Consider the following 13353-nt stretch of genomic DNA (forward strand, 5'->3'; position numbering starts at 1 on the left):
CATCCGCTGGAGGAGCTGGTGGCGGGGCGGCTCGACCTGGGCCAGCGCATGCGCGAGCGCGTGGCGGGCGAGGTGCGCGCCTTCGGGCTCTCGGTGGAGTCCGTGGAGGTGAAGGACGTGATGTTGCCGGCGGACCTGCGCCGCGCCTTCGCCGAGTCGCTCAAGGCGAAGAAGGAGGCCCAGGCCATGCTGGAGAAGGCGCGCGGCGAGTCGGCCGCCCTGCGCAACCTGGCCAACGCGGCCCGCATGGTGGAGCAGAGCCCCGCGCTGCTCGAGCTGCGCATGCTGCAGACGCTCGGGAGCGCGAGCACCACGCCCGGCAACACCTTCGTGCTGGGCGTGGGCCCGGAGCTCATGCCGCTCGGGCGCAAGCGTCCGGCCCGGGAGGGCACGCCGGTGCCTCCCGCCGAGGGCGGCGAGCCCGAGTCCACCTGAGCGGGCGCGCTCCGGGCCTCACTTCGTATCGAGGCCCGCGCGCTGCGCCGCCAGCGCCCCGAGCGAGGACCAGTCCTTGTCCCCCATGCCCCGCGCCACGCTCTCGAGGAAGTGGTCGCGCAGGAGGCTGGCCAGCGGCATGGGCACTTCCTTCGCCCCCGCGGCCTCCAGCGCCAGCCGCACGTCCTTGAGCCCCAGCTTCAGCTTGAAGCCCGCGGGCTCGTACTTCTCCTGGGCGATCAGCGCCGCGTAGTTGCCGAAGATGGGCGAGCGCGCGAACACGGACTGGAACACCTCGAGGAACACCTGGGGCTCGATGCCCGACTTGCGCGTGAGCGCGAAGGCCTCGCCGAGCGACTCCATCATCGAGGCGATGAGGAAGTTGCCCGACAGCTTCACCACGTTGGCCTGCGAGGCCCGCTCCCCGAGCACCGACAGGCCCCGCCCCACCGCCTCCAGCAGGGGCCGGCACCGCTCCACGTCCGCCTTTGGGCCCGCGGCCAGCACCCAGAGCTGCTTCGCCTCGGCCGCCTCCGGCCTGCCGAACACCGGCGCCGACACGTAGCGCTGCCCCGCCTTCTCGTGCGCCCCCGCCAGCCGCTCCGAGAGCGCCACCGAGAGGGTGCTCGACGAGATGTGCAGCGCGCCCTTCCCCAGCCCGGCCAGCAGGCCCGACTCGCCGAAGACGACGCCCTCCACCGCCGGATCATCCGCGAGCATGGTGAAGACGGCCTCCGCCCCGCGCGCCGCGTCCGCCGGCGAGTCCGCCACCCGGGCGCCCTGCTGGCGCAGCGGCTCGGCCTTCTCGCGCGTGCGGTTGTAGACCGCGAGCTCGTGCCCCGCCGCGCGCAGGTTGCTCGCCATGGCGTGGCCCATGTTCCCCAGACCGACGAAACCCACCTTCATGTGCGCCTCCTCAGAGAGCCAGGGCGTCAGAGCTAGCAGGAAAAAGCACGAGGGCCCCAGGTCACGGAGACCTGGAGCCCTCTGGACGACAGTGTCCGTGTGCCGGTGCGTCAGTCCTTGACGGGCGTGGCCTTGAGGGCGGCCTTGCCCTCCTTCACGTACACCTGGAAGCGCACCGTCTTGCACGCGTACTTCTGGACGAGCTGCTCCTTGTTCTTGCGCAGCTTGGCCACGAACTTGTCGTACGTCAGGCCGTCGTTGGGCTCGCCGCACTGGTCGCGCGTGACGACGAACTCGCGGAAGACGTCCTGGAAGTGCTGCTCCTCGGACAGGGCGATGGCCCCGCTGCCCGTGGGGGGCGGCGGCGGCATGCTCAGGCCACCGGAGGGCGCGGCCAGGCCGGGGTGACCGCCCCGGTGCTGGGGCGGCAGGCTCACCTCAGCCGTCGTGGGACGGGCCGAGCGCGCGAGTAGCTCCCGGGGAATCGCGGCCACGCGGGTCGTCTCGGGGGGAGAGTCGTACTCCGGGGCCGCGTTACCCGCCTGCGCGGCGGCCGCGGCGAAGGGATCCGCCGCCTGCTGCAGCGAGTAGGCCGCGGTCGGCTGGTCCTCGAAGGCGAACGCACCGCGCCGGGGAGAGGCAGCGGCCACGTCCGCGCCCGGGTCCGCCGGAGGGAACGGGAAGGCATCCGAGCCCGGCGCCGCGAACGGATCCTTGCCCGGCACGGTGGGCGAGCCGTACGGGTCCGCGGCCGCGGGCGAGGGGAACGGGAAGGCATCCCCGCTCGGAGGAGCCGGAACCGGAGCCGCCGCGAACGGATCCGCGTCGTTGCCCGGGGACGGGAACGGGAGCTCGGGGGCCTGCGCGGCCTGCACGGGCGCGGGAGAGGCCGGGAACTGGAAGTCGTCCGGGCTCGGCATGGGCGGCTCCTGCACGGGCGCCACGGGCAGCGGCGCCGCGGCCTGGGGAGCGGGGGCCGGAGCCTCGGACTCCTCCTCGCCCTTCTTGCCCTTCTTCTTCTTGTCCTTCTTCTCCTTCGCCGCGGCCGGGGCGCCACGGCCCGAGCCCATCACCAGCGTCCACACCAGGGAGAAGCCCGCCAGGCACATGAGCCCGAAGAGGGCCATCTGCTGGTAGTCCGCGAGCGCGGTCATGAAGGGACGCACGCTGGCCACGGCCACCACCTCGAGGCCGCCCTCCTCGAGCGCCCGGCGCGAGCCCACCGCGAGCGGAGCATCGCCGCCCTTGCTGTCCTCGAGGTGGGTGAACAGCGGCAGCTTCACCTGCGGAACCTGTTGGAGCCAGCCGCGCACGCTGCCACGCTGCACCACGTGGCCCACCTGGCCCGCGCGCAGCGTCTTGATGCCGTCCTCGGCGAGCTCCTTCTGCGCGCCGGCGGTGCCCAGCACCTTGTCGCCCTTCACCAGCGCGACGGCGGCGGCGCCCGAGGCCAGGGCCGCGGACTCCACCACCTTCTCCTCCACCAGCGGGGCGCCCACCACCAGGGTCGCCGCCACCTGCGAGCGGCTGCCCTCGGCGTTCCACAGCACCGGCACCGAGTAGAAGACGTGGGGCGCGTCGAACGCGTCCACCACCATGCCCTCGCCACCGGCCTTCGTCAGCGCCTGCAGGTCGAGCTTGTTGTCCGAGGCCGGCTCCTCCGCGGCGCGCGCGTAGAGGGAGCCCTCGTTGGTGACGAGCCCCAGCACCAGCGCGCCCGCGAGCGGCTCGGGCACCAGCTCCCTGGCGGCCGCGCGCAGGCTGGTGAAACGGTCCGCGGTGGGCGGCTCCTCGATGCGGATGCCCTTGCCCTTGGGCAGCGGCACCACCACGGGCTGCACCGCGGCGGCCACGTCCGGGCTCGCCGCCAGCTTCAGCGCCACGCCCTGCACGGCCAGACGCCGCGCCGAAAGCGAGCGCGCCACCTCGGAGATGGCCGCCGTGGTGGGCGCGGAGGCTCCCTCCGTGGCCCGGGCGCTCAGCGGTCCGGAGACCAGGGGAAGATGAGCCACTCCGAGTCCGAGGACCAGAAATGCGAAGAGGAAGAACTTGAAGCGGACCATCGCCGACCTTTAGCCCGGGGGGTGAGGGGTCCGCTTATAGCGTCCACCCCTCCGGGCCAGCAAGAATCGGACATGGTCCGCCCGGGAGCCCGGACACCAACCAGGGGTCCGAGCTCCGCCCGCGCGCTAGAAGCGCACGTCGTCCGGAAGGCCCTGGCTGCTCGCTTCCCGACGCTTCTCCACCGTGCGCTTGACGGTCTTCTCCAGCCGGTCTCGCAGCGCGTCGATGGCCTGGAACATGGTCTCCGCCGTCTCCGTGATGTGAATGCCCGAGAAGCCCGGCATCCGCACCGTCACCCGGCACTCCTGATCAACGCCCCCCTTGGGACCGTTGATGTCCACCATCGCGATCTCCACCTCGGTCGCCTCGTCGTCGATGTACCTGGCGATGGGGTCCACCAGATGCTGGTTGGCGTAATCCCGCAGCGAGTCCGTCAAATCCAGGTGGACTCCTCGCATCAACACCTTCATGGCGTCACCTCCCTTGGACCTTCAAAATGGACAGCCCGGGGGCATTCGGTGAGCGGCAAACGGACGAGCTCCCTCGGCCGCCCGCCTGGCGGGAGACGGGGGCCCGGAGGCCGCGGACGTTTTGGCGCAACTCCAGGGTTGCTCAGTCGCATGGGAGAGCGAATCAAGGTGTTGCTGGTCGAGGACGACGGCGACAGCCGGGAGCTCCTCGCGGAGCTGCTCGAGATGGACTTCGACGTCATCACCGCGTCGGACGGGGTCTCGGGCTTGAGGGCGTTCGAGAACGACCATCCGGACGTGGTGGTCACGGACGAGTCGCTACCCGGCATGTGTGGCACCAAGCTGGCCGAGGAAGTGAAACACCGCGAGCCCAAGGCGGGGGTCATCCTCGTGTCCGGCTACACCAACGTGGAGGCCGGCTACTGCGACGTGGTGCTGCGCAAGCCCATTGATGTCGAGCGGTTGTCAGCCGCCGTGGGGAGCCTGGGAGAAGCAGCCAGGCACTGAGGCGGGGCGTGCTAACTTCGTGCCCGGTTGCCAGGGTGATGTTCCTGGAGGGAGGCACGATGAAGTACTGCTTGCAGTGCGGTTCCGAATACCAGGACGGCGTGAAGGAGTGCGCCGACTGTCCCGGCAGCGCTCTGGTGGACGCGGAGACCATGAGCCAGCGCCACATCCCGCTGCCGGGCGAGGGAGACACCCGCAAGTTCGTCCGGGCCACCACGGCGGAGGATCCCTTCACCGCCGAGGACTACGCCCGGTTGCTCCAGGCCGAGCACATCCCCGTCTTCGTGCGGCCGAGGCGCACCGGGAGCGTGGACGTGCTCACCACCGGCAGCCTGGAGCCCTGGTGGGAGATCATGGTCGGCGAGGAGTTCCTCGAGCGCGCCACCCAGCTGCTGGCCCGGGAGAAGGCCGAGCTGGACGCCACCTCGGACGACGCCGCCCGCGCCGCCGAGGAGGAGGAGCGCGAGACGGAGGCCACCGCGCCCCCGTCCAATACCCTCTGAGCGCCCCACGGGGCCCAGCCACTTCCGGACGTCCGGAAGTGGCTCACTCGTAGTCGACGACGAGTGACATGTGCGCACATGTCGCACCTCACTGGTAGACGTCTACCAGTGGACTCGCCTGTAGGCGGCTTGCGAGCACCTTGCTCACCCCTGGGTGCCCATCACCCGGGCGGCCCAGCGGCGCTCCTCGTCATCTCCGTTCCTCATCAACATGTCGAAGCGCCCCGCGCGCATCAGTTCCACCAAGCGTTCGTCCCGGGCGAGGATGTCGGTCGCGTGCCAGGGAAAGACGAGGCTCGTCTCGCCCGTCTCCTGGTAGTACGGGTCCGCGACCAGGGCTTCCAGGAAGCGCGAATAGCTGTCGAAGAACCGGTCCACGTTCGAGGCCACGGGCATCACGAGGGGCTCATATTCATACGTGTTCACCTGCACTACGGGCTGCCGTCCCCACCCATCCGCGAGACCCGGCACGGTGGCGTAGGTGTAGACGTAGCTGGCGAAAGGAACCACGGGCTCCCCCAGTTCTTCCCACCACTCCTCCCGCCACCATCGAACGCTCTTCTCGAACCGAGGCTCCTGATCGTCGGATTGGGTGAGCCCCACCCCTCCCACCTTAGAAGCAAAAGATGCGTCTCCCAAGCGCGCATAGACACTCGCCAAGACCGGGTCGAAGGGAACACCCTCCAACAGGCTCCCCGCCTTCAACGGCTCACGGGCGGGGGAGGACGTCTCAAGCCCCAGATTCAACCGCTGACACACGTCCATCAGCCGCTCCAACCCTGGCAGTGCCATGTTCTCCATCGCATCTCCTCAGCTACTCGAGACCAGGGAAGCGGCCCCGCAACTCGCTCAGTGCGGCCTCCCTGGCTTCGTCCGCGGTTTTCAAGAGCCCCGATGGATGATCAACATGGTGGTACCAGGGCTCGAATTGCCTATCGATGATTTCGGCTGCGCGTCGCACCTCATCCGCCGTTGGGTTGGGCCGTGCCATTCGGAACCTCCCCCACAAGAAGTTGATCCGATGGATGGGAAGCTCCCCTTTCAATTGAGCCAAGCGCTTGGCGAGCTGCGGATACAGCTCCGCATAATACTTGCGAGCCTCCTGTCGAAGCGTGTCCTTCAGAGTTCCATTCAGCGGTTCCTGGATGGCCTCTTCAAGGCGGACGAAGAGGCCCCGCAGCGTCTTCCGCTCACTCCGGCTCAGGGCCTGCTCGCCCTCAAGCGCCACCTTTTGCCAGAGCTGCTTGAAGGTTGCTCGCTCCTCTGCGCTCAGGCGATTGAGTGCGGTGCTCAGCCACCGGGCCGCTATCTCGGGCTCGCGCCCCAGCGCCCGCGTCACCCACTCCAGACCCTCGGTCGCGAAGAAGCCCAGCCCGTGGGCGATGATGCTTCCCACCACCATGAGGGCCAGCTCTTCCACGCCCCGCTGCGCCAGCCAGGCCGAGCCCTCCACCACCCCCTCGCGCCAGCGCAGCAGGGTGGCCTCGTGCATGGACAGGTACCAACTCGGCCCTGGCGGCTGCGCGGCTCGCTCCACCACCACCGACTCCACCCGGCCCCGCGCCCGCGCCTCTCCCAGCCGGTGTTCGGCCCGCAGCACCACGTGCACCGTGCGCGTGCCCAGGCCCTCGGTGAAGGGCAGCAGCGCCTGCACGAGGTGACTCGCCACCTCGGATGACAGCGCCTGCGGGCCGCCTCCGGGCCCCTCGCGCGTGCGCTGCACCTCGCGCAGCCTCCACCCGGCCAGCCGCCCGTTCTCCAGTTGCACCTCGAGTTCCACCCGCGCCGCGCCCCCCGCCGGCACCTGCACGGCGCTCGTCCACTTGCTGGCCGCCTCGTGGAAGGCGAGGAAGGTGTCCGCCGGGGTGCCTTGCGTGCGCACCGGGAAGGTCCGCGCCTCGGCGGGTCGACTCCCCTGGCGCGTGGCGTCGTAGTCCACCGCCCAGCGCGCCTCCTCGCGCCGCAGTTTCAGCACCACCTCTCCTGTGCGGTGCCCCATGTACCCGGTGAAGACGCGGCGCAGCACTCGCGCCAGCTCCTCGGCGTCCACCGGCCGCCCCACACGTCCGCTCCCGCCCTCCTGCTGGTAACCCACCGGCGTGAGCGCGCCCCCTTCCACCCAGAAGGCGAAGAACAGCGCCGTCCCCACCTCCTCCACCCCACTGCACTGGCCCACCACCCGCGCCAGCGCCCGCTCCGCCTCCGTCTCCCGCGCCGCCTCCGCGTCCCGCCCCTCGCGCTGCGCCGCCTCCACCAGCGCCGCCGCACGCTCCCTCTCCACCTGCCTCGCCCGCTCCCGCTTTTCCTCCTCCCGGGGGACTTCTCCCTCCTCCGGCCCCAGCGTCCGCTCCGGCTCTCCCTGGGCGGAGACGACCTCTTCCGCACCACTTGCGCGCAAGGAAGTAGGAGGCACTCCGCGCGTGGGCGGTGAGCCGGTGGCTCCGCGGGGAATGAGCGGCCGGTAACCGTAACTGCCCAGGCCGCCCCCCATGGGCATGCTCGTGGCACAGCCCACCTGGAAGAAGAGAAGGATGAGCGCCCAACCCATCCACCCGGAGTGCGGTCGTGCGCCCGCGAGGCGCCGGTCAACGAGACGGGTGGACATACCGCTCCTTTCCTCCGGGCCCGCGGGGTCCGGAAAACCGTAGCCCTGGGATTGAACGGAGGTACGAGTGCGGCGGTCAATCCAATGAATAGGCGGACATGAGGTGAACCCGATTGGTTGGCCCACGGAAATGCCATGCGCGTGCTCGCGCTCGGGACTCATGACCGGGTAGGTTCACCGGCCGATGATGACCTCCGCCATCGGCCAGATGAGGGCAGCGGCCCTGGTTGCCTTGCTGTTGGCCTCCACGAGCACGAGTGCCCACGGACAGCAGTTCCCCTCCCTGGAGTCACGAGACGAGCTGGGTTTCCTGGATGCCGGGACCCGGCTGTACGGACAGATCTGGACCGGCGGGCCCAACGTGGTCATCCGCTACTACGAGGCGCGTCCTCCGGATGCCGACCCCATCCCATCTGCGCGGTGGCCCGTCTGGGTCATGGCCAATTGAAGAAGAAGCAGGGGCCCGCGCCGGGCACCGCCGAGCTCGAGTTCTCCATCGCGGGCATCTACATCGTCGACGGCTTCCGCTGAGCGCTCACTCGTAGTCGACTACGAGCGATGGATGCGACACGAACACACATCACTCGTAGTCGACTACGAGTGAAGGGCGAACCAAGGCACCTGGTTCCGGACGTCCGGAGATGAGGCCGTCACGGGGAGCGCACGAGCTCGCCGCCGCCCGAGTCGGGGGCGTGCGGCTCGTAGAGGCTCACGCCGGAGACGCGCCACTTGTCGTACTTCGCGTTGCGCGCGAGGAACGTCTCCAGGTCCTCGTCCACCACGCGGCCGTTGCCGTCGGCGCCGCGCCGCGCGTGCCGCAGCCAGGTGCGCTTGCCCTTCTGCACCACGAAGCCCAGGTGCGTCACCCGCGTGGCCTTCAGCGGCAGGTCCTCGCGCAGCACCACGAAGATGGTGCCCGAGGGCACGGTGCGCGCGCGCTCCAGCACCCGCTCCAGCGGAATCATGTCCAGGCTGTAGGTACCCTTCGGCTGGCGCGCCTTGGGCAGCCCCAGCGCCAGCGACGAGCGCGAGGTCCAGGTGAGCGGGGTGAGCGTCTTCTGCACGCGCACCGTGTCCTCCCCGCCGTAGCGCCGCGTCACGTCCACCAGGAAGCCCTTGCGCTGGTTGTTGGGCAGCCACTGGGCCTCCATCAGGTGGTTGCGGTCCTCGTAGCTGGGCGTGCTCGCGTAGCGCAGCCGCTCGAGAATCCCCGGCACCTCGGCGTCCGAGCGCGCCAGGCTCATGGCCAGCGCCTGCTCCACGAAGGTGAGGCAGTCCACCGCGTCCAGCCGGAAGGTTGGATCCGGATCCACCCCGCTGCCCTCCCCCAGCGGCGAGTGCACGTAGGGCGTGCCCAGGAAGCGCTCGCTCACGCGCAGCAGCCTGTCCCGGAGCGGCAGGCCCGCCTCGCCGGTGATGAAGGCGGCGCGCTCCTGCGGGCTGAGCGAGGCCCACACCACCACCGGCTCCGTGGCCTTGTTGCGCGTGGGCCTGGCGGGCGTCACCGCCGCCGGGACAGCACCCACGGCCGGCGTATTCGCGAGCAGAGAGGAGATCAGCGCGAGGGCCTTCATTTCACCATTCCCGCCTTCCTCAGGATGGCCTTGCGCTCGTCATCGGCGAGCCGCAGCGTCTCCAGTTCCTTCTCGTAGGTGAGCTTCTCCTCGCCCCGGGCGTTCCACGAGGCGAGCACCAGCCAGGACAGCATCGTCTTGTCGCCGCCCTGGTACAGCACGCGCGCCGCGCCGGCCGCGAGCGAGCGGTCCTTGTCCTCCAGCAGCGGGCGGAGCGCGGGGGCGGCCTGCTTCGCGCTCAGCCCCTCGTAGAGGGCCAGGCCCTGGCGGCGCACCAGCCTGTCCTCGGAGGCGAGCAGCTTGCGCGCGAAGGCGAAGCCCTTGGGAGCGCCCAGCAGGCACAGCCCGCGCGCGGCGGCGAAGCGGGTGCTCTCCGAGCTGTCCTCGAGGAAGCCCTCGAGGGCCGCCGCCTGCTTCTTGTCACCCGAGGCGCCCACGGCCTGCAGCAGCTCCACGCGCGTCTGGGGGTCCGTCTCCAGGCGCGCGGCGGCCAGCAGCGCCTTGCCCACCTTGGGCTCGTGGCTGGCGCCCAGGGCCCGCGCCACCTCGCGGCGCACCCCGAGCGACTTGTCCTCCAGGAGCGGCAGCATCACCTCGGTGCGCCGGCTGTGCAGCTTGCCCAGGCCCTGCACGGCGTACATGCGCACCGCCCCGTCCTCGTGCCCGGCCAGCTGCACCAGGGTGGGCTCGGCCGCGCGCGACTCCAGCCCGGCCAGCACCGCCGTCACGTCCCGCAGCCGCCGGGGCTCGAGCACGCCGGGGACGGCGTCCACCAGCAGCCCCGCCGCGTAGTCCTCTTCCCGGAGGATTCTCAGGCGGGAGATGGCGGTGGGCACGGCCAGGTTTCCGCTCAAGACGGTCTCCACCAACGCACGCGTCTCCCCCCGGCGCTCCATCCGCTTCTGGACCGAGGGCGGGGCGGCCAGGAGGGCCGGCGGGGTGAGGACGCAGACGAGCAGCAGGCAGGCGGGCAGGGTGCGCACGGCCGGCCACGATGACAAGCCCCCAGCGAGGCTGTCAAAATCCCTTCCCGGGCCCGCTCCCTCCCTCGGGTATGTCCGACTGACCGATTCTTGACCCTCCCCGAGGTGATTGATACGACCGGTCCCAGTGTCTTCCAGCCCTTATCCCGAGGCTCCTCCCATGAAGCGACTCCTGGTACTGGTGGCTGCGGCGGGAGCCCTCGCCGGATGTGGCCCGCTGAAGTCCACCTCGCACCTGCTGGACGCCGAAGTGCAGATTCAAGCGGCCCGCACCGCGGGTGCCGACAAGCTGGCCCCCTACGAGTGGACGGCCGCCAACCTCTACATCCACAAGGCCCGGGAGGAGGTCAGCTACTCCGACTACCAGTCCGGCGTGGACTTCGCCGAGAAGGCCTCCCGCTACGCCACCGAGGCGCGTGAGAAGGCCATCGCCGTGGCCAACGCCAATGCTGGCGGCGGCGACGACTCCTCCCAAAGCCCCAACCCCTGACGCGAGAGCCCCTACCGATGCGACGACTCTTCGCCTCCTCGTTGTTGCTGCTCTGCGCGGCCTGCGTGAGCGGTAACAAGGTCCGCGCGGACTCCGAGGTCATCCAGGCCGACATCGACCGCGCCAGGCGCAGCGGTGCCATGCGCTGCGCCCCCGTGGAGCTCGCCACCGCCGAGGCCAACCTCGACTTCGCCCGCGGCGAGCTCAGCCAGGGCACCAGCTACCGCGCCTCCGAGCACATCCGCACCGCGGAGACCTCCATCAAGAAGGCGCTCGAGCTCTCCAAGAGCTGCGCGCCCCAGAAGGTCCTCGTCAAGGAGAGGCCGGACACCCGTCCGCCCACCCAGGACGGCGGCCAGCAGCAGGTGGAGATCACTCCCACCAAGCCGCCCCCGCAGCAGGTGGTGGTGCAGATCGAGGAGAAGGACTCCGACGGCGACGGCATCCCCGACAAGGATGACCCCTGCCCGGACCGCGCCGAGGATCGCGACGGCTTCGAGGACCAGGACGGCTGCCCCGAGCCCGACAACGACAAGGACGGGGTGCTCGACGGCAACGACAAGTGCCCGCTCACCCCCGGTCCGCTCTCCAACCAGGGCTGCCCCGAGGAGGCCCCGCGCGACAGCGACGGCGACAGCATCCCCGACAACCTGGACAAGTGCCGCGACCAGCCCGAGGACAAGGACGGCTTCGAGGACTCGGACGGCTGCCCGGACCCGGACAATGATCAGGACGGGCTCGTGGACACCGCGGACAAGTGCCCCGACGCCGCCGGCCCCATCCAGAACGTCGGCTGCCCGCGCACCGACAAGGACGGGGACAACATCGAGGACTCGGTGGACAAGTGCCCCGCCGAGCCCGAGGACAAGGACGGCTTCCAGGACGAGGACGGCTGCCCGGACCTCGACAACGACACCGACGGCATCCCGGACACGATGGATCGCTGCCCGCTGAAGGCCGGCCCGCTGGAGAACGGCGGCTGCCCGGACGATGACAAGGACGGCGACGGCGTGGTGGACCGGCAGGACGTGTGCCCGGATCAGCCCGGCCCCAAGGAGATGCGCGGCTGCCCGGATCCGGACAAGGACAACGACGGGCTGCCGGACCGGCTCGACCTGTGCCCGGACCAGGCGGGTCCCAAGGACACGCGCGGCTGCCCGGACAAGGATTCGGATGGCGATGGGCTCGTGGACCGGCAGGACGTGTGCCCCGAGCAGGCCGGCCCCAAGGAGATGCGCGGCTGCCCGGATCCGGACAAGGACAACGACGGGATTCCCGACCGCGTGGACGTGTGCCCCGACGAGCCCGGCGTGAAGGACGAGCGCGGGTGCGCCAAGAAGTACAAGATGGTCGTCGTCAAGAAGGACAAGATCGAGATCAAGAAGCAGATCAAGTTCGCGTCCGGCTCGGCGAAGATCATCGGCAAGGAGAGCTTCGCCATCCTCGCCGACGTGGCGCAGGTGCTGCGCGACATGCCGATCATCAAGAGGATCCGCATCGAGGGCCACACGGACTCGCTGGGCAAGGATCTGGCGAACCTGAAGCTGTCGCAGGCGCGCGCGGACTCGGTGATGGCGCAGCTGCTCAAGCTCGGCATCGACCCGGGCCGCATGGAGGCGGTGGGCTTCGGTGAGGAGAAGCCCATCGACAACAACGCGACGGCGAAGGGCCGCGCGAACAACCGCCGCACCGAGTTCAACATCGTCGACCAGTAGTCCCCTCCCCCACCGGGAGGGTCAGGAGAGGGTGCCGCGCGCCACCGTGCCGCGAGCACCCTCTGCCTTTTTGGGGAGCACGGACATGGAGATTTCCTACGAGCTCACGCGGGACGACGTCCGCGAGGTCCAGACGCAGCTGCTCGCGGTGCGCCAGCAGGAGGCGCGCAAGAGCCCGCGCCAGTTCGCGCTCCTCGGGCTCGCCGTGGGCCTCGTGTGCTGGCCGGTGTGGGACCTCGCGGCGCGGAACAGGCCGCTGCTCGCGGAGACCGCGCCGAGGCTCGGGGTGTACCTGGGCGTGCTCGGGGTCGCCCTGCTCACCGCCTGGCTCGTGCGCTCACGCACCCCGATGGTGCGCTCCCCCTGGCTGGACGCCTTCCTGATTCGGAGGATGACCTGGCAGGCCCTGCGGAAGACGATGCTCGGACCCCTCACCCTCTCCATCGGTGAGCAGGGGCTCGTCCGGAGGAACACCCGGGACGAGTTCAAGGCGGCCTGGAGCGAGGTGCGGGACATCCTCCGCTCGCCCCGGGTGCTCATCGTCCGGCTGAAGGATCCACGGCGCGTCTTCGTGGTGCCCACGCGGGCCTTCCCCGACGCACCGGGCGCGGCCGCCGTCGTCGAACGCCTGGAGGCCCTCGCGGGACACAAGAGCGTGGACGTGGGCTCCGCACCGGAGGCCCCCGCCCGGCCCTGGAGGGTGCGTGCGCGGCTGCCGCTGCTGCTCGGCCTGCTGGGGCTCTCGGTGATGCTGCTCATCGTGGAGCGCGGACCGGTCTGGTACTACGACCCACGCCCCGCCAACCCGCCCGGCGGCGTCATCGTCTACAGCACCGACTGGTGCCCGGTGTGCGAGCGCCTCCGGCTGTGCCTCCAGCGCCACCGCGTCCCCTTCGAGGAGCGCGACATCGAGAAATCCACTCGCGCGCAGGCCGAGTGGTCGGCACTGGATGGCACCGCGATCCCGGTGACGGTCGTCGGGCAACACGTGGCCTACGGGCTGCGGCGGGAGCAGCTCGAGGGCGCGCTCGCCGAGGCCGGCTACCGCGTCGATTGCTGGAGCGAGGAGTCCTCGGACGAGCAGTCCGAGCCCTGAAGTCC

14 protein-coding genes are annotated in these 13353 nt (G+C 70.4%); 7 read left to right on the forward strand and 7 right to left on the reverse strand.

All coding sequences use genetic code 11. The features are described 5' to 3' along the window. Positions 1-435, forward strand: a 435-nt coding sequence (locus tag ACJ8AN_RS38725) for an SPFH domain-containing protein (RefSeq protein ID WP_407760648.1), incomplete at its 5' end; no start/stop codon positions are given. A gap of 18 nt (positions 436-453) precedes the next feature. On the opposite strand, the gene ACJ8AN_RS38730 is transcribed toward ACJ8AN_RS38725, so the two are convergent. From ACJ8AN_RS38730 to hpf, 3 genes are all read right to left on the reverse strand, one after another. Further along, on the reverse strand, positions 454-1341 hold the full coding sequence (locus ACJ8AN_RS38730; protein ID WP_407760649.1) for an NAD(P)-dependent oxidoreductase: 888 nt from the start codon (positions 1339-1341) through the stop codon (positions 454-456). 110 nt (positions 1342-1451) lie between these two features. Then, on the reverse strand, positions 1452-3404 hold the full coding sequence (locus ACJ8AN_RS38735; RefSeq protein ID WP_407760650.1) for an MXAN_5187 family protein: 1953 nt from the start codon (positions 3402-3404) through the stop codon (positions 1452-1454). A gap of 126 nt (positions 3405-3530) precedes the next feature. After that, positions 3531-3875 (reverse strand): ribosome hibernation-promoting factor, HPF/YfiA family, encoded by a 345-nt coding sequence (hpf, locus tag ACJ8AN_RS38740; RefSeq protein ID WP_407760651.1) that lies wholly within the window; start codon positions 3873-3875, stop codon positions 3531-3533. 150 nt (positions 3876-4025) lie between these two features. Between hpf and ACJ8AN_RS38745 the strand changes: the two genes are divergently transcribed. After that, positions 4026-4382, forward strand: a complete 357-nt coding sequence (locus ACJ8AN_RS38745) for a response regulator (RefSeq protein WP_407760652.1) — start codon at positions 4026-4028, stop codon at positions 4380-4382. Between the two features lie 59 nt (positions 4383-4441). After that, positions 4442-4885, forward strand: a complete 444-nt coding sequence (locus ACJ8AN_RS38750; RefSeq protein ID WP_407760653.1) for a putative signal transducing protein — start codon at positions 4442-4444, stop codon at positions 4883-4885. Between the two features lie 144 nt (positions 4886-5029). On the opposite strand, the gene ACJ8AN_RS38755 is transcribed toward ACJ8AN_RS38750, so the two are convergent. Then, a complete protein-coding gene (locus ACJ8AN_RS38755) occupies positions 5030-5395 on the reverse strand; it encodes a hypothetical protein (RefSeq protein ID WP_407760654.1) in 366 nt (121 codons plus the stop codon). Between the two features lie 304 nt (positions 5396-5699). Then, positions 5700-7490, reverse strand: coding sequence for a hypothetical protein (locus tag ACJ8AN_RS38760; protein ID WP_407760655.1), 1791 nt, complete (start codon positions 7488-7490; stop codon positions 5700-5702). Positions 7491-7674: 184 nt separating this feature from the next. Between ACJ8AN_RS38760 and ACJ8AN_RS38765 the strand changes: the two genes are divergently transcribed. Further along, entirely contained in the window at positions 7675-7938 is a 264-nt protein-coding gene (locus ACJ8AN_RS38765) for a hypothetical protein (RefSeq protein ID WP_407760656.1), read from the forward strand. A gap of 202 nt (positions 7939-8140) precedes the next feature. On the opposite strand, the gene ACJ8AN_RS38770 is transcribed toward ACJ8AN_RS38765, so the two are convergent. Then, positions 8141-9064: an N-acetylmuramoyl-L-alanine amidase-like domain-containing protein gene (locus tag ACJ8AN_RS38770; protein WP_407760657.1), complete on the reverse strand. Its 924-nt coding sequence runs from the start codon at positions 9062-9064 to the stop codon at positions 8141-8143. Then, positions 9061-10047: a HEAT repeat domain-containing protein gene (locus tag ACJ8AN_RS38775; RefSeq protein WP_407760658.1), complete on the reverse strand. Its 987-nt coding sequence runs from the start codon at positions 10045-10047 to the stop codon at positions 9061-9063. Before ACJ8AN_RS38775 ends, ACJ8AN_RS38770 begins: the two co-directional genes overlap by 4 nt. Positions 10048-10207: 160 nt before the next feature. Here ACJ8AN_RS38775 and ACJ8AN_RS38780 point away from each other — a divergent pair, with 160 nt between their 5' ends. From ACJ8AN_RS38780 to ACJ8AN_RS38790, 3 genes are all read left to right on the forward strand, one after another. After that, on the forward strand, positions 10208-10537 hold the full coding sequence (locus ACJ8AN_RS38780; RefSeq protein WP_407760659.1) for a DUF4398 domain-containing protein: 330 nt from the start codon (positions 10208-10210) through the stop codon (positions 10535-10537). Between the two features lie 17 nt (positions 10538-10554). After that, complete coding sequence (locus ACJ8AN_RS38785) at positions 10555-12252, forward strand: thrombospondin type 3 repeat-containing protein (RefSeq protein WP_407760660.1); 1698 nt, start codon at positions 10555-10557, stop codon at positions 12250-12252. A gap of 85 nt (positions 12253-12337) precedes the next feature. Next, positions 12338-13348 carry a glutaredoxin domain-containing protein gene (locus ACJ8AN_RS38790; protein ID WP_407760661.1) on the forward strand — a complete coding sequence of 337 codons (1011 nt, stop codon included), beginning with the start codon at positions 12338-12340 and terminating at the stop codon, positions 13346-13348. Positions 13349-13353: the final 5 nt, after the last annotated feature.

This window comes from Archangium sp., assembly GCF_045802675.1.
Lineage (GTDB): Bacteria > Myxococcota > Myxococcia > Myxococcales > Myxococcaceae > Archangium.